The sequence below is a fragment of the Vibrio sp. 1249-1 genome, assembly GCF_033340495.1.
Genome location: NZ_JAWOWJ010000013.1, coordinates 40,990 through 61,305, shown reverse-complemented (window position 1 = coordinate 61,305; position 20,316 = coordinate 40,990). Strand labels below are relative to the sequence as shown.

At 46.5% G+C, this 20,316-nt stretch carries 13 protein-coding genes; 9 read left to right on the top strand and 4 right to left on the bottom strand.

Features of this window, described 5'->3' with window-relative positions; translation table 11 throughout:
- The first annotated feature begins 3 nt into the window (after positions 1-3).
- From R7Z50_RS19450 to tldD, 5 genes are read left to right on the top strand one after another with little or no spacing between them, the layout of a single operon-like run.
- Positions 4-573, top strand: a complete 570-nt coding sequence (locus tag R7Z50_RS19450) for a Maf family protein (protein ID WP_206970985.1) — start codon at positions 4-6, stop codon at positions 571-573.
- An 18-nt stretch (positions 574-591) separates the two neighbouring features.
- Positions 592-2,061 (top strand): ribonuclease G, encoded by a 1,470-nt coding sequence (rng, locus tag R7Z50_RS19445; RefSeq protein WP_005381138.1) that lies wholly within the window; start codon positions 592-594, stop codon positions 2,059-2,061.
- A 12-nt stretch (positions 2,062-2,073) separates the two neighbouring features.
- On the top strand, positions 2,074-5,955 hold the full coding sequence (locus R7Z50_RS19440; protein WP_206970986.1) for a YhdP family protein: 3,882 nt from the start codon (positions 2,074-2,076) through the stop codon (positions 5,953-5,955).
- 33 nt (positions 5,956-5,988) lie between these two features.
- The gene (locus R7Z50_RS19435; RefSeq protein WP_005381136.1) at positions 5,989-6,810 is read left to right on the top strand and encodes a carbon-nitrogen hydrolase family protein; all 822 of its coding nucleotides are present in this window, start codon (positions 5,989-5,991) and stop codon (positions 6,808-6,810) included.
- An 11-nt stretch (positions 6,811-6,821) separates the two neighbouring features.
- Entirely contained in the window at positions 6,822-8,267 is a 1,446-nt protein-coding gene (gene tldD, locus R7Z50_RS19430) for a metalloprotease TldD (protein WP_005381134.1), read from the top strand.
- Between the two features lie 66 nt (positions 8,268-8,333).
- On the opposite strand, the gene R7Z50_RS19425 is transcribed toward tldD, so the two are convergent.
- On the bottom strand, positions 8,334-9,710 hold the full coding sequence (locus R7Z50_RS19425; RefSeq protein ID WP_005381133.1) for a PhoH family protein: 1,377 nt from the start codon (positions 9,708-9,710) through the stop codon (positions 8,334-8,336).
- Positions 9,711-10,271: 561 nt separating this feature from the next.
- Between R7Z50_RS19425 and rapA the strand changes: the two genes are divergently transcribed.
- Positions 10,272-13,181, top strand: coding sequence for an RNA polymerase-associated protein RapA (gene rapA / locus R7Z50_RS19420; protein ID WP_005388434.1), 2,910 nt, complete (start codon positions 10,272-10,274; stop codon positions 13,179-13,181).
- 108 nt (positions 13,182-13,289) lie between these two features.
- On the opposite strand, the gene R7Z50_RS19415 is transcribed toward rapA, so the two are convergent.
- A complete protein-coding gene (locus R7Z50_RS19415) occupies positions 13,290-14,555 on the bottom strand; it encodes an NRAMP family divalent metal transporter (RefSeq protein ID WP_005381130.1) in 1,266 nt (421 codons plus the stop codon).
- 342 nt (positions 14,556-14,897) lie between these two features.
- On the opposite strand from R7Z50_RS19415, the gene rluA reads away from it, so the two are divergent.
- Together rluA and R7Z50_RS19405 are read left to right on the top strand one after the other, a co-directional pair.
- Positions 14,898-15,650, top strand: coding sequence for a bifunctional tRNA pseudouridine(32) synthase/23S rRNA pseudouridine(746) synthase RluA (gene rluA / locus R7Z50_RS19410; protein ID WP_206970989.1), 753 nt, complete (start codon positions 14,898-14,900; stop codon positions 15,648-15,650).
- Positions 15,651-15,752: 102 nt separating this feature from the next.
- The gene (locus R7Z50_RS19405; RefSeq protein ID WP_213908216.1) at positions 15,753-16,715 is read left to right on the top strand and encodes a D-2-hydroxyacid dehydrogenase; all 963 of its coding nucleotides are present in this window, start codon (positions 15,753-15,755) and stop codon (positions 16,713-16,715) included.
- Positions 16,716-16,804: 89 nt separating this feature from the next.
- Here R7Z50_RS19405 and yjgA read toward each other — a convergent pair whose 3' ends face one another.
- Complete coding sequence (gene yjgA, locus R7Z50_RS19400; protein WP_005381124.1) at positions 16,805-17,332, bottom strand: ribosome biogenesis factor YjgA; 528 nt, start codon at positions 17,330-17,332, stop codon at positions 16,805-16,807.
- Between the two features lie 110 nt (positions 17,333-17,442).
- Here yjgA and pmbA point away from each other — a divergent pair, with 110 nt between their 5' ends.
- Positions 17,443-18,786 (top strand): metalloprotease PmbA, encoded by a 1,344-nt coding sequence (pmbA, locus tag R7Z50_RS19395; RefSeq protein ID WP_206970991.1) that lies wholly within the window; start codon positions 17,443-17,445, stop codon positions 18,784-18,786.
- Positions 18,787-18,850: 64 nt separating this feature from the next.
- Here pmbA and mgtE read toward each other — a convergent pair whose 3' ends face one another.
- Positions 18,851-20,209, bottom strand: coding sequence for a magnesium transporter (mgtE, locus tag R7Z50_RS19390; RefSeq protein ID WP_005381121.1), 1,359 nt, complete (start codon positions 20,207-20,209; stop codon positions 18,851-18,853).
- Positions 20,210-20,316: the final 107 nt, after the last annotated feature.

Here is a 20,316-nt window from a genome sequence, read left to right as displayed (position 1 = left end):
GCGGTGAAGAAAAGCTTATCTCTCGTTCTCGCATCGGGTTCTCCGAGAAGAAAAGAGCTGCTTGCTCAACTGGGTTATGATTTTGAGATCGTATTGCCTGATGTTGAGGAAGCCAAACAGGCTCATGAGCAAGCACAAGATTACGTGTTGCGTCTTTCTTTGGAAAAAGCTCAGGCAGGCTTAGCGTTGGCTAAGCCTGATTCCGTTGTATTGGGCTCTGATACGGTCGTCGTATGCGATGACCGTGTGCTAGAAAAACCAAAAAGTTTTGAAGATTCAAAGCGTATGCTTACTGACTTATCGGGTCGTCGCCATCAAGTGATGACTGCGGTGAGCGTTGTATCATCGGAACAACAACATTCAGTGGTCGTTACCACTGACGTGTGGTTCAAACCACTGACTCACGAAGAAATCGAACAATATTGGCAGTCAGGAGAGCCATGCGATAAAGCTGGAAGTTATGGTATTCAGGGACTCGGAGGGCGATTTGTCACCCGGATCGAAGGCAGTTATCACGCTGTAGTAGGCTTACCTTTGTTCGAAACCGATCAGCTAATTCAAGAATTTTTATAATTGTTTTGAGGTGTGCACATGAGTGCAGAATTGCTGCTTAACGTGACCCCGAGTGAAACTCGTGTGGCCATGATTGAAGGTGGAGTACTACAAGAAATACATATCGAGCGCGAATCGCGTCGCGGTATTGTGGGCAATATATACAAAGGCAAAGTAAGCCGAGTGTTACCAGGTATGCAGGCGGCTTTCGTCGACATTGGTTTAGATAAAGCGGCGTTTTTACATGCGTCAGATATTGTTCCTCATACCGAATGTGTGGCAGAAAACGAAAAACAGCAGTTTCAAGTCCGTGATATCTCTGAACTGGTACGCCAGGGACAAGACATTGTTGTGCAAGTGGTCAAAGATCCGCTCGGCACGAAAGGTGCGCGTTTAACGACGGATATCACCTTACCTTCGCGTTATCTTGTTTTTATGCCGGGGGCCAGCCATGTCGGTGTTTCGCAGCGTATTGAAAGTGAGAAAGAGCGTGAGCGTTTGAAAAAGGTGGTGAACCATTACTGCGATGAGCACGGTGGTTTTATCATTCGTACCGCGGCAGAAGGCGCTGATGAAAAAGAGCTCTCTCAAGATGCGGCATTTCTAAAGCGTTTGTGGCTAAAAGTCATGGAGCGTCGCTCAAAATACAAAACGCGTTCAACACTTTACGGTGAACTCGGCTTAGCTCAACGCATTCTGCGTGACTTTGTTGGCACAGAGCTCGATAAGATCATGGTCGACTCCCGCCTTGAATACGAGAACCTGAAAGAATTCACTTCTGAGTATGTACCGGAGTTAACAGATAAGCTTGAGCTTTACGAAGGTGACAAGCCAATCTTTGACATGTACGACACCGAAAACGAAATTCAGCGTTCTTTAGAGCGCAAGGTCGAGCTAAAATCGGGCGGCTATTTGATCATCGATCAAACCGAAGCCATGACCACCATCGACATCAACACGGGTGCATTTGTTGGTCGTCGTAATCTCGAAGAGACTATCTTCAATACCAATATAGAGGCAACGCAAGCTATTGCGCGTCAGCTACGTTTACGTAACCTCGGCGGTATCATCATTATTGATTTTATCGATATGGCATCCGAAGAGCATCGTCAGCGAGTGCTTACCTCACTGGAAACGGCGCTGGCGAAAGACCGAGTAAAAACCAACATCAACGGCTTTACCCAGCTTGGCTTAGTTGAAATGACGCGTAAGCGCACACGAGAAAGTATTGAACATATCTTGTGTTCTGGCTGTCCTACTTGTGAAGGCCGTGGCAGCGTGAAAACGGTCGAAACCGTATGCTTTGAGATATTACGCGAGATTACTCGTGTGAACCGTGCTTACGACGCCGATAATTTTGTCGTGTACGCATCGCCGTTTGTTGCTGAAGCACTATTGGGCGATGAGTCTCATGCGCTGGCTGAGCTCGAAGTATTTATTGGCAAGCAAGTGCGAGTTCAGGCTGAACCCCTGTACATTCAGGAACAGTTTGACGTCGTAATGATGTAATTTGGAACATTTGTGAATTCTGGTGTTAACCGTTTTGGGCGTTTTTGTGCGTGGAGTTTAGTTACTGTATTGGTGTTATTAGCCATATTAGTAACCACGCTTCGCGTCACACTGCCGCAACTTAACCATTTCCAAGATGAGATCAAAACCTGGGTCAAACAAGGCACAGGTTTTGACGTTTCTATTGCCAATGTCGCAGGGACGTGGCGCAATAATCATCCCTCAATTGCGTTACTGGGTTTAGAGGCAAATCTACCAAACGTGCAAGATGCCCGCTTCGCTGTTGAAGAAGTCCAAATTGAGTTCGATCTTATTCAATCTCTTTTTCAACTTAAACCTGTAGTTGCAGACCTTACCATTCATAACCTCGCTTTAGACATTCACACGGTAGACATTCTGCCGACTTCTCATCGTCAAGATCCGAAGCCTGAAGTGGATAAGAGCGAAGTGAAACTCATTGACCAACTCGACTCACTTCTTTTACGTCAGTTCGAAGACTTCACTATTAGCGATTCACGGATTTGGTATAAGTCGGTGTCTGGTGAAACTCGCCGTTTAGATATTGAGCAGCTTCGTTGGAGCAATCAAGGGAAACGTCACGTAGCCGAAGGCACGGTTAGCATTGCCGATGTTCGCCTGAATTCATTGTTGGTAAGCGCTAACTTTAAAGATCATGGCTCGTTGCGTGATGTATCTGGTGAGTTTTATGTGAGTGCTCAAGATGTCTCGGTCACACCTTGGCTGACCACTTACATGCAAGAAGAGTCAGGAGCAGAGTCGGGTAAAGTCAGCTTAAATACTTGGCTAACGCTCAAACATAGCCAACCGCATGATGCTTATGTTGAATTACTGCCTTCCGAGTTGGTGTGGAATGAAGATGGACATCATGAGCTGTTTATTGAGTCTGGAATTTTCAATCTTCGACCAGATAAACAAGGCTGGAAAGTAAATGGCCACTCACTTCAGATCAGAACCGATAATACCCCTTGGCCAGAGCTAGACGTCGCGTTTGATTGGCAACCAAACGGCTGGATGCTTAATCTCTCTCAACTCGACATTGAAGCACTCATTCCGCTCATTAAGCTGGCTCCAGAGTCAGAGTCGACCAGTGACCTTATTAACAAACTAGCACCGAAAGGTCGGGTCGAAGATGTCCGATTGTCAATGAACGGTGGTTTAGACACCTTACGCTACTCGGCTGAACTGGATGAACTCGCGATGACACAATGGGAGCTCCTACCCGGGTTTCATCACGTACAGGGCAGCGTATCGGGGGATGTGAATCAAGCTAAAGCAAAAGTCACCGTCATTGATGATGTCTTTCCGTACGGCGATGTATTCCAAGCTCCGCTGAATATCAAACAAGGTGAAGTCGATATTATCTGGCAGCAAGATGATGCGGGTTGGCGTTTGTGGGCGGATAAAGTGACGGCAGCAACGCCTGATCTTCAAGTCTTGGGGGCATTCCGTCTTGATTTTCCAAAAGAACAAAGCCCATTTTTATCGTTCTATGCCGAAGCGGATCTCTACAACGCGGGTGAGACATGGCGCTATCTACCGACTCTGGCACTTGGACAAGACTTGACCGACTATCTTTCGACCGCGATTCAGGGCGGTAAAGTGAACACAGCGAAATTGTTGTGGTATGGCGAGTTAGGTGATTTTCCTTACAAAGAACATAATGGCATGTTCCAAGCTTGGGTTGGATTAAAAGACGCGAAATTTAGCTTTGATACGGCATGGCCAACCATCACGGATTTGCAGCTAGACTTGCTGTTTGAAAATGATGCCATGTATTTGGATTCAAAATCAGCCACACTAAATGGCGTTCATGCCAAGCGTATCACTGGGCGAATCCCTGAGTTGGCAGAAGGTGGACACATCGAGATTGAAGCGAAAGCAAGCGCGCCGGGTAATGAAGTCCGTGACTACATGATGGCGACGCCATTAGTGGATTCAGTCGGTGCCGCATTGACAGCGCTGCAAGTGAGTGGGCCCGTTTACTCTGAGTTTCAACTCAACATACCGTTTGATTTTGAGAAAGACTCTCGCGCTTGGGGTTATGCCGATTTAACAGAAAATCGTGTTGATATTGAAGCGCCGCCAATGACGCTTGAAAACGCCACAGGACGTATCACCTTCGACAATGATGTGGTTACCACATCGGGTTTGTCGGCCGAATTATTACAACAGCCTATCTCTCTTGATTTCCATGGAGAGAGTGCGGAGCAAGGCTACAACGTGACAATTAATACACTAGGAGATTGGGATGTCGAGCCGCTCAAACCCTATGTCGGTGAGCGTTGGTTAAACCTTGTTTCTGGCCATGCGCCGTGGCAAATGGATATTGACTTGCAACTCAATGATGTTGGTTTCACTTATCAGCTTGAAGTGCTGGCGCAGCTAAATCGTCTGGCTAGTCAATATCCTTATCCTTTAGCGAAAAAAATTGGTGAGTCTGGGCAAGCGAAACTGCAAGCATCCGGCAACCAAGAGAGTATTTCAGCACGACTACAGATCCCAAATGTGAAGTATCAAACTGAGATAGATATCGCTGGCGATGTCCCGGTTCTGACTGCGACTCATTTAATGGTTGGCAAAGGTGGCTTCCGGATTAGTCCTATTGTCGGGCACGATGCTTCGGTGCGTGTCGAAGAACTGAATTTAGACCAATGGGCGGAGCTTGCGCAGGTCTCTGAGAGCAAGCCTTCATCGTCTGTTTTGGCAAGCATGAAAACGCCGACCATTCCATTGCCGACACGCATTGAAGTTGAAACGCCAAACTTACAGCTCGGTGGGATTGAGTTTCATGATGTGGATTTTTCAGCAAGCAAGAAAAATTTGAGTTGGCAACTCGATGTGGACAGTCAAGAGGTTAAAGGGAAAGCTAACTATCTGAAACCCTATGATCTATCGGTCTCTCTAGAGCACTTGCATCTGTACATCCCAGGGTTTGAAGAGATGACCAAAGAGCGCAGTTCAATCTTTGCGAGTGAAGATCAAAACGCACCTTTGATTACCAATTTTGACCGCAAGTTTCACGCAGAGATGCCAAACTTAACTTTGAACATCGATGATTTTTGGCTGCAAGGTTACAAAGTGGGCAAAGTTAATGTTGATTTGCAGCGTCGCGAGAACCGCTTGGAGTGGAAAAATATCACCTTTAGTAGCGGCAAAAACCGCATTGATATGAGTGGTTGGTGGGACCTGACGAAAGAGAGTAGTCATTCCAAATTAACCATGAAAATGAAAGGTGATAACAACACCGATCTTATGGAGCGCTTTGGTATTACATCAGGCATTCAACAAGCACCATTTGAGATCAATGCCAATATGGAATGGGACGGCGCACCTTGGTCAATGAAGACACAAACCTTGCAAGGAAACGTCTCAACGGAATTTGGTAAAGGCGTGATCAGTGAAGTTAGTGGTGCGGCACGCTTGTTAGGCTTGTTTAGCTTGGATTCTATCATCCGTAAGATGCAGCTCGACTTTACCGACGTATTCGATAAAGGCATGGCATTCAACTCGATCACGGGAACGGGCAAAATCCAAGACGGTGTGTTTATCACCAATGATATCGTAATGGATGCGTTAGCAGGGGAAATGCAAATCCGCGGCATCGCTAATATGAACAGCAGAATGGTTGATGCGGAAGTGAAATTCACACCAGACATCACATCAGGCCTACCAATGCTGACCGCGTTTGCCGTTGCGCCTCAAACTGCTTTGTATGTCTTGGCCATCTCTACGGTGATATCTCCGGTGGTTGAGGTCTTCACTCAAGTCAATTATGAAGTGAAAGGCCCACTAGATTCACCAACGGTGAAAGAAATTTCGCGAAGTAAAGGTGAATACAAGCTGCCAGAAAAACTGCGTGAACAGGCCAAATAACTCACCGAATATAATGGAATAGGGAGGAAACACATGGAGCGTGTTGGCATTATTCAAATGACTTCGGGTCCGGATATTAACGCGAATTTGGACTTCATTGAAAAACAGTGTGCTTTAGCGAGCAAGCAAGGTGCCAAACTTGTTCTTACTCCTGAAAATACAGTGCTATTTTCCAGTCGCGAAGCTTATCATCAACATGCAGAGCCACTTGGCAGTGGCATGATTCAACAGCGGCTCTGTGAAATCGCTAGAAAGAACCAGTTAACGCTAATTGTCGGAAGCATGCCCATTCAAACCGCAAAAGGTGTCACCACCACAACACTTGTATTTCCGCCGCACGGTAAATGCATTGCTCACTATGACAAACTGCATATGTTTGATGTCGACGTAGCCGATGGTTATGGTAGTTATCGTGAGTCGGATACGTTTATGGCGGGTAATCAAATAGTCGTTGCGGAAACTGATATCGGCAGTGTTGGATTGAGTATTTGTTATGATTTACGTTTCCCAGAACTTTATAAAGTATTGCGTCAAGAAGGGGCGGATATCATTGTGGTGCCCGCTGCGTTTACCGCTGTGACGGGGCAAGCTCACTGGGAAGTATTATTGCGAGCTAGAGCGATTGAGACACAATGTTGGATTTTGGCAAGCGGACAAACTGGAACGCATCCATGTGGACGAAAAACATGGGGACACTCAATGGTCGTTGACCCTTGGGGACGTATCCATAAACAGCTTCAGGATGAAGTAGGTTTATTGGTGACTGAGATAGATTTGTCACAAAGCCAACAAGTAAGGCAGAATATGCCGCTGACTCAACACAGTCGCTTTCAAAATGAATTGAGACGGAAATAAAAGAGCTAACTATGAGCACAAACCAAATAGAACAGGCACTCCTTGCCCCAAATGGTCTGACAGAACAAGACATTGCTGACACGCTTGCCAGCATTGCGACGCGCCAGATCGATTATGCGGACATTTACTTTCAGTCCAGCTGGCATGAGTCTCTGGTTCTAGAAGACAGCATCATCAAAGATGGCTCTTTTAACATTGATTGTGGTGTTGGTGTCCGTGCAGTAACTGGCGAGAAAACCGGCTTTGCCTACTCTGATCAAATCCAGCCTGAAGGCCTGAAGCAGAGTGCAATGGCGGCGCGCGGTATTGCTCAGCAAGGGCAGAATGGTAAAGTCCAAGCGTTTAAACGCACCGAAAACCAAGCGTACTACGCCGCTGTGAATCCACTAGCTGAATGGGAAAAGCAGCAAAAAACAGAATTGCTCAAATCTCTAGATGCTTACATCCGCACTAAAGAACCATTGATTAAAGAGGTCTCGATCAGCATCAGCGGTGTGCATGAGCAGATGCTCGTTGCGGCAACAGACGGTACTTATGCAGGCGATATTCGTCCTTTGGTGCGTTTGTCTATTAGCGTGCTCGCACAAAAAGGTGAACGACGTGAACGCGGTAGCGCTGGTGGTGGCGGCCGTTTCGGTTACGATTTCTTTTTAACGGAAAGCAATGGTGTGAAACAAGCTTTTCATTACGCAGACGAAGCGATTCGCATGGCGTTAATCAACCTTGAAGCAGAAGCAGCACCAGCTGGCATGATGCCAGTGGTATTGGGTTCTGGCTGGCCTGGCGTGTTGCTACACGAAGCGGTAGGTCATGGCCTAGAAGGTGATTTTAACCGGAAGGAATCTTCGGTTTTCTCTGGCAAAATGGGTCAACAAGTGACGTCTTCGCTGTGTACCATCGTCGATGATGGCACGTTAAAAGACCTTCGTGGTTCACTGAATGTGGATGATGAAGGGGTAAACGGCCAGTACAACACGCTTATCGAAAATGGTGTGCTGAAAGGTTACATGCAAGACAAGCTAAACGCGCGGTTAATGGGTGTGAACCCAACAGGTAACGGTCGTCGTGAGTCTTATGCACATTTACCAATGCCGCGTATGACCAACACCTACATGCTACCAGGTGAACATACGCCAGAAGAAATAATCTCGACGGTCGAGAAAGGGTTGTATGCGCCAAACTTTGGTGGCGGTCAGGTGGACATTACTTCGGGTAAGTTTGTGTTCTCTGCATCCGAAGCATACTTGATTGAAAACGGTAAAATTACGCGCCCTGTTAAAGGTGCGACGTTGATTGGATCAGGTATCGAAGCAATGCAGCAAGTCTCTATGGTCGGTAACGACCTAAGTATCGACAAGGGCGTTGGCGTATGTGGTAAAGCAGGTCAAAGTGTGCCAGTTGGGGTTGGTCAGCCGACCTTGAAACTGGACTCACTGACAGTAGGTGGCACTGAGTAACTCAGTTGAATCGTTATAAAAAGAGCGCTCATTAGAGCGCTCTTTTGCTTTGTGAGTCGGTGTCAATTACAGGTTTTCTTCAGCAAATTCCGCCAAGCGGCTACGAACCACGCCGTTGAGGTGAATATTCGCGCTGCCTTCAAAGTTCTTGAAGCGTTCAACCATGTAGGTCAAACCAGAGGTCACTGGGGTGAGGTAATGGGAGTCAATCTGCGCCAAGTTACCGGAGCAGACGATTTTGGTTCCTTCACCACAGCGGGTAATGATGGTTTTGATTTGTGATGCAGTGAGGTTTTGACACTCATCAAGCAGTACAAACGCATTTTGAATTGAACGGCCACGCATAAAGTTGATCGATTTAAATTGAATGTTGGCTTTATCGCAGATGTACTTCAATGAGCCTTCAGTGCAGTGATCGTGTTTATGTAGCGCTTCCAAGGTATCGGTCACCGCCGCTAACCACGGCATCATTTTCTCCTCTTCGGAGCCGGGTAAGAAGCCGATGGATTCACCGATATCTGGCGTGTTACGTGTTACGATAATTTTATCGAACATGCTTTTTTCAATGGTTTGCTCCAATGCTGCTGCCATTGCCAGTAATGTCTTACCACTACCCGCCGCACCCGTTAGAATCACCAAGTCAATTTCTGGATCGAGTAAGGCATCTAACGCCATTCCCTGGTAGATATTTTTAGGTGTGATGTCCCAAGCCTTACGATGCATTAGACGTTCGCGGCTCAGGTCGAGAAGCGTTAGCTTGTCTTCATTGATGGTTTCTACGCGACCAGCAAAGTCACTGTCTTCATCAATAACGTATTGGTTGATAAAGGTTGGGTCGAAGGGTTCGCGACTGAGTTTGTGGTAAGTTTTTCCGCCCAGTGCATAGCTTTCTACTTCCTCAATACCGCTCCAGAAATCACCTTCACGCAATTGAAAGCCTTTGGTTAGGTATTGAATGTCGTCAATCAGTTGGTCGGTTCTATAGTCCTCAACAAAGCGTACACCAGCCCCTTTGGCTCGCAGACGCATGTTGATGTCTTTCGTGATCAGTACCACTTCACGTGGTGCACGTTTATTTTGCAGATAAAGCACCGCGTTGAGAATACGGTTGTCACCGGCTTTGTCGGCGAAGGCTTTGACGGTTTCCTGCAGTTCAAAATCCGCCAAAATGGAAATAGTACCTTGGTCGGGGTTGTCTTTAGAAACAGGAATGCCTTCAGAGATTTCATCTGGCGTTGCTTCTTTAAACAAATCTTCCAAGGTGCGAATAGCCACGCGCGCATCTCTTGCAACGTCGCGCTTGCTGTCTTTGATTCGGTCGAGTTCTTCCAACACGGTCATGGGGATAACGACATCGTGTTCTTGGAAAGAGAAGATGGCAAAGGGTTCATGAAGAAGAATGTTGGTATCGAGTACAAACAGTTTCCGATCGGTATCGCCCATAGCGTCTCCTTGCCGTAGTACGGCTCTGCATGCGAGTTGTTAGGTCGTTTCCAAATAGGTGTGAAGTGACCTAACTCTGATTGCTTGCAATAGAGGTTGTCGGGCTGATGTCGGCTAGTGTGCAACCGAGTAGCAAGACAACTTACTGCAAACCCGTGTTGATCCTAATCGTGTACTAACGCGCTTAAATCATATGCAATGGTTTTAAACGCCCCTCATTAGAAGTATACGTAATATTTACGTTCTACAACTTAATAATTGGCATGAGTATTTTACAATTTGATTGCATTTAGAGTTTGGGAAAAAAAGTTTCTGCTTGGTGCGGTTTCGGCGTGACCTAAATCACAGCTTCAAGTAAGATTAGCGACCTTTTTCTGCGTATAGGCTACGTCCGATTTATCATGTTGAGCTGGCTTAAAAAATACTCAGTTCATACTGAAATGACGAATGCTATCGGCATAGCAGAAGCCAGAATCAGATCTAAACTATTATCCATGCCCACGGGCATGAGTAGACCAACAAGAAATACGAATCAAGAACTAATAACGAGGTAGTCAATTCATGACATTTGCTTTGGGGCAGCGCTGGATTAGCGATACGGAAAGCGATTTAGGTTTAGGTACCGTTGTAGCAATGGATGCTCGTACTGTGACATTGATGTTTGCAGCGTCAGAGGAAAACCGAGTTTACGCACGTAACGATGCACCTGTTACCCGAGTCACCTTTAATGTTGGGGATGTCATCGATTGCCAAGAAGGTTGGTCTCTAAAAGTAGAAGAAGTACTGGAAGATGAAGGTCTTTACACCTATTTCGGTACTCGTGAAGACACGCAAGAAACCGCTGTTGTTCTGCGTGAGATTTTCCTTAGCAACCAAATTCGTTTTAACAAACCTCAAGATAAGTTGTACGCCGGTCAAATCGACCGTATGGACAACTTTGTTCTGCGTTACCGTGCGCTAACCAACCAGTTTGAGCAGCATAAGAGCCCAATGCGTGGCCTATGCGGTATGCGTGCAGGTTTGATCCCTCATCAGCTTTACATCGCGCACGAAGTTGGCCGTCGTCACGCGCCACGCGTCTTGTTGGCGGATGAGGTAGGTTTGGGTAAAACCATTGAAGCGGGTATGATCATCCACCAACAAGTTCTGTCTGGTCGTGCCGAACGCATTTTGATTGTGGTGCCTGAAACACTGCAGCATCAATGGCTGGTTGAGATGATGCGTCGTTTCAATCTGCATTTCTCTATCTTTGACGAAGAGCGCTGTATCGAAGCTTTTGCGGATGCAGAAAACCCATTTGATACTCAGCAATATGTGCTGTGTTCTTTGGATTTCCTACGCAAGAGCCGCAAGCGTTTTGAACAAGCACTGGAAGGTGAATGGGACCTACTGGTTGTCGATGAAGCGCATCACCTTGAATGGAGCCAAGATAAACCGAGCCGTGAATACCAAGTGGTAGAAGGCTTGGCTGAACGTACTCCAGGTGTGTTGCTACTGACTGCAACGCCAGAGCAGCTTGGTCGTGAGAGTCACTTTGCTCGTCTGCGTTTGTTGGATCCAGACCGCTTCTATGATTACGAAGCATTCGTTGAGGAAGAAGAGCAATACGCGCCCGTAGCAGATGCGATTACTTCACTCTTTTCCGGTGAAAAGCTACCTAATGAAGCAAAAAACCAGATCACTGAGTTGTTGTCTGAACAAGACGTAGAACCACTTTTCCGTATTATTGAAAGTGAAGCGGACGAAGAAGCTAAAGCGTCGGCACGCCAAGAGCTGATCGATAACTTGATGGATCGTCATGGTACAGGGCGTGTTTTGTTCCGTAACACGCGCGCGGCCATCAAAGGCTTCCCTACGCGTAACGTGCATCTGATGCCAATGGATATTCCACCGCAATACACTACATCAATGCGTGTTGCTGGAATGATTGGCGGTAAGATGAGTTCTGAAGCACGTGCGATGAAGAACCTTTACCCGGAAGAAATTTTCCAAGAATTTGAAGGCGATGACGCGAGCTGGTGGCAGTTTGACTCGCGTGTGAATTGGTTGCTTGAAAAAGTAAAAGAGAAGCGCAGCGAGAAAATCCTCGTGATTGCTTCTCGTGCGAGTACCGCACTGCAATTGGAGCAAGCACTGCGTGAGCGTGAAGGTATCCGCGCCACCGTTTTCCACGAAGGTATGTCGATTCTTGAACGTGACAAAGCGGCGGCTTACTTTGCGCAAGAAGAAGGTGGAGCACAAGTTCTTATCTGTAGCGAAATCGGCTCTGAAGGTCGTAACTTCCAGTTTGCCAACCAACTTGTCATGTTCGACTTGCCATTTAACCCAGACTTGCTTGAGCAACGTATTGGTCGTTTGGACCGTATCGGTCAAAATCGCGATATCGACATTCATGTTCCTTACCTGAAAGGCACATCGCAAGCGATCCTAGCACGTTGGTTCGATGAAGGCCTGAACGCTTTTGCGGAAACCTGCCCAACAGGCCGTGCTGTTTACGATAAGTACTCCGATGATCTGATTGAAATTCTTGCCTCTGGTGATACCAGCACGCTAGATGAGATCATTGAAGCGTCAGCAAAAATGAATAAAGAGCTGAAATCCCAATTGGAGCAAGGCCGTGATCGCCTATTAGAAATGCATTCAAATGGCGGGGAAAAAGCACAACAAATCGTTGAGAAAATTGAATCAACTGACGGCGATACCAATCTGGTCACCTTCGCACTTTCTCTTTTTGACACGATTGGCTTGAATCAAGACGATAAAGGTGAAAACGCCCTGATTGTGACCCCATCTGAGCACATGATGGTGCCAAGCTACCCAGGTCTGCCATACGAAGGAGCGACGATCACGTTTGATCGTGATACGGCTTTATCTCGTGAAGATATGCACTTTATCAGTTGGGAACACCCAATGATCCAGGGTGGTATCGATCTTCTAATGAGTGAAGGGGTGGGGACGTCTGCGGTATCTCTATTGAAAAACAAAGCGTTACCAGTCGGGACTATTCTTCTTGAGTTGATTTACGCGGTAGATGCGCAAGCGCCAAAACGCAGTGGTATCGCGCGCTTCTTACCGAAAACGCCAATCCGTTTAATGATGGACTCGCGTGGTAATGATTTGTCTGCTCAAGTGGAGTTTGAAAGCTTTAACCGCCAGCTCAGCCCTGTAAACCGTCACTTAGGTAGCAAGTTGGTTACGTCGGTACAGAAAGACGTACACCGCTTAATTGAAGCCGGTGATGTTCTTATTGAAGAGAAGGTCGAAGAAGTACGCAAACAAGCTCATCAAGATATGCAGCACAGTTTGAATGCAGAGCTTGAGCGTTTGCAAGCACTGAAAGCGGTGAACCCAAATATTCGTGACGAAGAAATTGAAGCTATCGACGCACAAATTAAAGAGCTCACTGGTTACATCAACCAAGCTCAGGTTCAGCTCGACTCGCTGCGTTTGATTGTGGTGAGCCACAACTAAGTAAGTATTTATTGCTCATGAAAAAAGGTCTTCAGTTGAAGACCTTTTTCTTTATTTACGGTTTAGTTTCTTTAAGCGGAATGCATTAATCACTGATAGCTATCTCATTTACATCAACCACTTCCACCAGATAAATACAGCCAAGAAGCCAAACAAGTAAATCAGGCCTGCAATCGACAACCACTTTAGTTTAGGTCCAACAGCCAAAGGCTCAGGTAACTCAGTTTTGCTCACTAATGTGTAATTTAGCAGAGCAAAGAATGGCGTGGTCATAAAGGCGAGGATCATCGCAAAGTTCAGCATAGGCAATAACGCAGAAGCCCAGAAAACCACAATACCCAATGCAAGTAAGGAGACTACCAGCATGATCGCTGAAGTGGTTTTAGGGTTAGTGTCTGGTTGTGAGCGCAGTAGGCGTTGAGAATCCGAAATAACGCGCGAGTAGCCATCAATAACGGTAATCGTGCTGCCAAAGATACAGAAAAACGCAATTACCGCGATCAAGTAACGAGACCATTCGCCAATCGTTGCCGCATATAAGCCAACCAATTGGTGGGAGAAGCCAACGCCAGAGCTTTCAAGCGCAACGCCAGAACCATAAAGCATCAAAGAGCCTAGCGATACAAAGATAATGGCAAGAAACGCCGTGCCAATATAACCGACATTAAAGTCAAATAGAGCAGAGCGGTATGTTACTTCTTGCTGGCTTGATTGGCGTTTTAGCCATGCTGAGGTTAAACAGGAGATCTCTATCGGTGCAGGCATCCACCCCATTGTCACGACGATAAAACCAATAGCCGCAATAGACCAAGGTGACGGCGGCTCGAAGTTGGCTACTTGTTCAACAGGGTTACCAAAGGCGATAGAAACAGCGAGTAAAGTCGCGATGGTTAACACCGACATGATCACTTTAGATAGCGTATCGAGCGCTTTGTAATGGCCAGCAAATAATATGATCAGGCAGGTGACAATCACAATGATGCTGAGTGATGCCATTGATAGTGAAAACGGAATGAAGTAGCCCAGCAAGCTAGCGCTAAACATCAACAAAGCGGCGGTATTGATGACGGCCGATACCACGCTAAGAAATAGAAATAGCCATAGATAAGGCCGACCTAATTTCGCGTAGCCCTCAACCAAGGTGAGCCCTGTCCCCATGGTGTACTGTACGCCCGCTCGGAAAAAAGGGTATTTAAACAGGTTTACGAGCAGAATCAGTGCAGCCAATTGCCAACCATAAATCGCACCAGCCTTGGTTGATGCCACGAGGTGAGAGCCACCGACCGCAGCAGATGCCATTAATATGCCGGGGCCTAGCGAACGAAAAAATAAGGAAAGTTTGGATTGGGGTTTATCTATAACGGCGGAGTCCATTGCTTATTGTCCTTTTTATCTTATGTATCTTTCTAAAGAGATACATACCGCAGTACATGACAAACTGAGCGCTCGCCCTATACTGCGCAACGGTAATGTCTTTTAAATGCTGTGTTTTGATGTATTTATTTTAAGTATTCTTTGCGAATATCATGCTGTGTGCATCTAGCACTCTATTCAGTTATGCGTCTTGTTGTCAAACTAAATTTACAACGTGCTATTTTTAGTTTTTATGCTAAAGGATTGACTTTGTTTTATTGGGTTGAACTTTTCTTCAGAATCCTGCATCTGGGTGCTATTTGGGTATATAATCGCGGCGTTTTTATTTTGTAGAGATCTCCCATGGCAATGCTTGAATATACCCCTCCCACCGACCCTTGGGTTGATATCGTTTTTGAGGATGACGACATTCTGGCAGTGAATAAGCCATCAGGGCTGCTGTCTGTCCCTGGTCGCCTTGCAGAGCATTACGACAGCATGTGGAGCCGCCTCAAAGAGTTGCATCCAGAAATTCAAGTTGTGCATCGCTTGGATATGTCGACATCAGGGTTGATGTTGCTGGCGAAAAACAAACCCGCGGAGCGAGCATTAAAAAAGCAGTTCCAATATCGCATCACTCACAAGGTGTATTACGCACGTGTTTGGGGGCATGTTGAGCCGCAAGAAGGGAATATTGATCTTCCATTAATTTGTGATTGGCCAAATCGTCCACGACAAAAAGTATGCTTCGACGACGGCAAGCCATCTCAAACTTTATTCCAAGTGGTGAAGCGTGAAGTGCACCCAGATGGCGCCCATACGACCGTTGTGCGGTTACTCCCCATTACTGGTCGATCGCATCAGTTACGCGTGCATTTGATGGCGATTGGTCATGCGATTGTGGGTGATGAGTTTTATGCAAGCGAAGAGGCGTATCAGTTTTCAGAACGTTTAGAGTTGCACGCTGCGGAGCTAAGTTTTTATCATCCAGCTACGGATCAGCTGAGCAGTATTTTTGTACCCTGTGACTTTTATTCTGAAGCCGAGGCGATGATCTTTAACTATTTTTCGCCAGAGCGTACATTGCCTGATTATAAAACGTTGCCACACCCTTAATGCCAATTGCACTAACAGCGGTTCTTTCTAGTTCGCTATTTTTGGCTATTTCGTTACTGTGGTTGATGTATCCTGTCTTTCAGCCGTGAACAAGGAGTTGTTATGTCTTTGCCAAGCATCGTATTTTTAGATCGAGCGACCATCCCAGAACATATTGAGATCCCACGACCTAGCTTTCCGCACCACTGGCGTGAGTACGACCTAACTGCGCCTGGGCAGGTAATAGAAAGGTTAGCCGATGCCGATATCGTGATTAGCAATAAAGTCCTGCTTGACCAACATGTATTAGAGCAACTACCAAAATTACGGATGATCGCGGTTGCCGCAACTGGTTTTAACAACGTCGATGTGAACTACTGTGCTAATCATGATATTGCGGTTGCTAATGTACGTGGTTACGCGACGCGTTCGGTGCCCGAGCACGTGATGGCAATGTTATTCGCTTTAAGACGGAATTTATTTGGGTACCACCAAGATATTGCCGCAGGTGAGTGGCAGCGTAACCAGCAGTTTTGTTTTTTTACTCACCCAATCGGGGATATTGGTGGTAGCACGTTAGGTGTTGTTGGTAGTGGGGCACTAGGGCAAGCGACGGCGAATCTGGCTCAAGCGTTAGGAATGACCGTCTTGTTTTCTGAGCGTAAAGGGGCGGCAGAATGTAGACCAGGTTATGTGTCGTTTGAGGAAGTATTAAAACGCTCCGATGCGCTGACCTTGCATTGCCCGCTCAACGATCATACTCAGAATTTAATTGGTCAAGCAGAGTTGCAACAAATGAAGTCCAACTCCATTTTGATTAATACAGGGCGTGGAGGTTTGGTGGATGAGAGCGCACTGGTGGATGCCTTAAAACAGCAAGAAATTGCAGCGGCTGGTTTTGATGTTTTTACACAAGAACCGGCTGATGAGAGCAATCCGCTGATTGCCAATATGAGTTTACCTAATTTGTTACTGACACCGCATGTTGCATGGGGCAGCGACTCATCTATTCAACGTTTAGCGGAAATCTTGATTGAGAACATTAACGCTTTCGAGCGCGGAGACCGCGTGAATCGCTTAGTGTAACGCTGACTGTAAAACCAAAGATAAAAAAAGCAGACATTGACGTCTGCTTTTTGCGTTTAAATCGAATGCTCATTGCGTGAGCCCTCGAATTAAAACTCTTCTTCGTTTAGACCTTTAAGGATCTGAAAGATTTCGCGGTACGCTTTTGCTGGTTTCCCAGCTTTTTTCTCTTTCGCTGCTTGGCGAGCAAGTTGGCGTAGACGCTGACGATCCGCTTCTGGGTACATTTCCATTACGTCATCAATGGCTTTGTCACCTTCTTCCACTACGCGATCACGCAACGCTTCAAGTTTGTGGAATACAGCCGTTAATTGAGAGTGCTTATTACGAATTTTATCCAGTGCGGCTTGGATTGGCTCTGGATCTTCGTAACGCATCAATTTACCAATACGTTGTAATTGGCGACGACGCGCTTCATTTTTAAAGCGTTGCGCGTCAGCAATTGCTTCTCGTAAATCTTCGCTCAATGGAAACTTTTCTAGAACTGAAGGTTTGAGGCCGACAAGCTCCTCACCTAGCTTTTGCAGTTCTTCCATGTCTCGCTTCATCTCGGATTTACTTACCCAGATGATCTCTTCTTCTGGTTCCCATGGCGCTTTTTGATTCTTACGTGCCATTTCAGTTGCCTGTGTTTTGATTAATATTATGACTATTTTAACAAGAATCATGGGGAGAAAGCGAAATTCTTGTTATCCTATTGTTCATCAAAGACAAGATGTGAAAGACAATGGATATTAAACAGCAGGTTGCTGAGCAACGTACCGAGCTAGAGCAAGCCGTCGCAAGAGCCTTAAAGCTTGCATCGGCAAAATCTGACGCCGCCGAAGTCGCAATTACTAAAAGCACTGGTTTAAGTGTTTCAACTCGTATGGGTGAAGTAGAGAATGTCGAGTTCAACAGCGATGGTGCGCTGGGCATTACCGTTTACCGAGGTCAACGCAAAGGCAGTGCTTCCACGTCTGATTTAAGTGAAGCGGCAATCGAGCAAACCGTTATAGCGGCGCTAGATATTGCACATTACACATCTGAAGACCCATTTGCAGGCCCTGCAGCAAAAGAATACATGGTGCAAGATATCCCTGAGCTTGATCTTTTCCACCCTGACGCACCCGATCCAGACTATGCTGCCAATGTGGCGATTGCAGCAGAAAAAGAGGCGCTAAATTATAATAGTGCAATCAAACAAAGTGATGGCGCGAGTTATGATAGTCATTACGGCGTGAAAGTGTATGGCAATAGCCATGGCTTATTAGCTAGTTATGCGTCTAGCCGACATAGTACTAGCTGTTGTGTAATTGGCGTTGGTCAAAACGGCGAGATGGAACGTGATTACAGCTACACCGTGGCACGTCATCGTGATGACTTATGGACCCCAGAAACGGTGGGTCGTAAGGCGGCAGAGAATACGGTTAACCGCCTAGATGCGCAGCGTCTAAAAACAGGTCAATACCCAATCATGTTTGCGGCTGATGTTGCGACAGGCTTGATTGGCCATCTCGTTATGGCGATCAGCGGTGGTAACCTGTACCGAAAATCTTCTTTCTTACTTGACCATCTAGGCAAACAAGTGCTTCCTGAATGGTTCAATATCTCAGAACGTCCGCATGTATTGCGTGGTTTGGCATCAAGTCCATTCGATAGTGAAGGTGTGTACACTCAAGACCGTGAGATCATTACCGACGGTGTGCTAGCAACTTATCTGTTAACCAGTTATGCCGCACGTAAAATGAAGATGACGCCGACAGGTCACGCTGGTGGGATTCATAACTGGTACGTGAAGTCGACAGGCCAAAACTTCGAGCAAATGCTTAAAGAGCTCGGTACTGGTCTTCTAGTGACAGAAGTCATGGGACAAGGTGTGAACGTGGTAACGGGTGATTACTCTCGCGGTGCCGCAGGCTTCTGGGTTGAGAATGGCGAAATCCAATACCCAGTATCAGAAATTACCATCGCAGGTAATCTAAAAGACATGTTCACCAAGATTGTGGCGGTTGGTAGTGATATTGAAACGCGCTCACAAATCCAAACGGGCTCTATCCTACTGGATAGCATGAAAGTGGCGGGTGAATAAGCTTTTCTAGCAATTCAGAATCAAAAAAGCCTGATGTGTTCATCAGGCTTTTTCGTTTTTTCTGTTAGGTAATCAGTATTGTGGCAAGCCCTAAGAAGACAGATAAACCAATCACATCCGTCACCGTTGTTAATGCCATACCACCAGCTAAAGCAGGATCGATGTTCATTTTTTTCAATAGGATTGGAATCGTTACTCCGGCAATACCTGCGACCAATAAGTTGGTCAGCATGGCGGCGGAAATGATTCCTCCGAGCATCCAGTTACCTTTCCAAGCAACAACAATACCACCAATAATCAGCGCCCACATGATACCGTTGAGTAAGCCGATCGAGGCTTCTTTCATTAACAGTTCACGTTTGTTTGAGTCACCGATATGACCAAGAGCAAGACCACGAATCACTAGTGCGACAGTTTGGTTACCAGCGACACCACCCATGGACGGAACAATCGTCATCAATACCGCAATGGCGGCCATTTGGTCTAATGTGGCCTCAAACATATTAGAAACGGAAGCAGCAGCAAGAGCGGCTAATACATTAGCACCAAGCCAGATACTGCGTTTGCGAGCTGATTTTACAACAGGCGCGAAAGTATCTTCGTCATCGTCCATACCCGCCATACTCATCATCGAGTGTTCCGCGTCTTCACGAATAACGTCAACCACGTCATCGATGGTGATACGACCGACCAAATGCAAGTTTTCATCAACAACAGGTGCAGATACCCAATTACGGCGTTCGAACAGACTCGCAACATCTGAGTCGCTAGTATCGACGGTGATGGCCTCGTCCGCGTCTTCCATTACATCAATGATTTTTACGTCTGGCTGAGTGGTAATAAGCGTCGTGATCGGCAGTTCACCGATGAGCTTACTCTCTTCATCGATCACATACAGGGCATCCGTAGCTTCTGGAAGCTCGCCTTTCATACGTAGATAACGCAAAACTACGTCCACATCTACGTCACCACGAATTGTGATGACGTCGGTGTTCATCAGTCCACCCGCGGTGTCTTCTGGGTAGGATAGGGCGGTTTCGACCCGTAGGCGGTCAGATGAGTCCATTTGCGACAGGACTTCGCGTGACAGGTTGTCAGGCAAGCTACGCAGTACGTAAGCCACGTCATCGGTATCCATGCCTTCTGTCGCTTCTGCAAGCGCTTCTGGTGCCATTTTGGATACGAGGCTGTCTTTGACGTCTTCGTTCAGCTCGTCAAGGATTTCACCATAATCTTCAGGGTCGGTGAGTTGCCAAAGAACTTCACGGCTCTTCCGTGGGGAGGCTTCTAAAAGGTGAGCGATATCCTCAGGTTCCATGTCCTGTAATTGACGACGAACATGGACGAAGCGACCATTTTCTAGCGCTTCTGTGACTTCTTGGAGGGCTTGGTGAGCTTGGTCGAATTCAATTTGCTCTGCCATTCATTCCTCCCAATTCCTGATATTTACAATGCGTTGAATAATAACTTAATTCTAGGCGCCTTTTAATAACAACTTATGATACTAAGCAAATTTATTTATTAGGTCAG

What these genes read in the sequence shown, in the direction of transcription:
- rng (WP_005381138.1), top strand. Translation starts at nt 592, where the DNA reads ATGAGTGCAGAATTGCTGCTTAACGTGACCCCGAGTGAAACTCGTGTG.
- R7Z50_RS19435 (WP_005381136.1), top strand. Translation starts at nt 5,989, where the DNA reads ATGGAGCGTGTTGGCATTATTCAAATGACTTCGGGTCCGGATATTAAC.
- tldD (WP_005381134.1), top strand. Translation starts at nt 6,822, where the DNA reads ATGAGCACAAACCAAATAGAACAGGCACTCCTTGCCCCAAATGGTCTG.
- R7Z50_RS19425 (WP_005381133.1), bottom strand. Translation starts at nt 9,710, where the DNA reads ATGGGCGATACCGATCGGAAACTGTTTGTACTCGATACCAACATTCTT.
- rapA (WP_005388434.1), top strand. Translation starts at nt 10,272, where the DNA reads ATGACATTTGCTTTGGGGCAGCGCTGGATTAGCGATACGGAAAGCGAT.
- R7Z50_RS19415 (WP_005381130.1), bottom strand. Translation starts at nt 14,555, where the DNA reads ATGGACTCCGCCGTTATAGATAAACCCCAATCCAAACTTTCCTTATTT.
- rluA (WP_206970989.1), top strand. Translation starts at nt 14,898, where the DNA reads ATGGCAATGCTTGAATATACCCCTCCCACCGACCCTTGGGTTGATATC.
- R7Z50_RS19405 (WP_213908216.1), top strand. Translation starts at nt 15,753, where the DNA reads ATGTCTTTGCCAAGCATCGTATTTTTAGATCGAGCGACCATCCCAGAA.
- yjgA (WP_005381124.1), bottom strand. Translation starts at nt 17,332, where the DNA reads ATGGCACGTAAGAATCAAAAAGCGCCATGGGAACCAGAAGAAGAGATC.
- pmbA (WP_206970991.1), top strand. Translation starts at nt 17,443, where the DNA reads ATGGATATTAAACAGCAGGTTGCTGAGCAACGTACCGAGCTAGAGCAA.
- mgtE (WP_005381121.1), bottom strand. Translation starts at nt 20,209, where the DNA reads ATGGCAGAGCAAATTGAATTCGACCAAGCTCACCAAGCCCTCCAAGAA.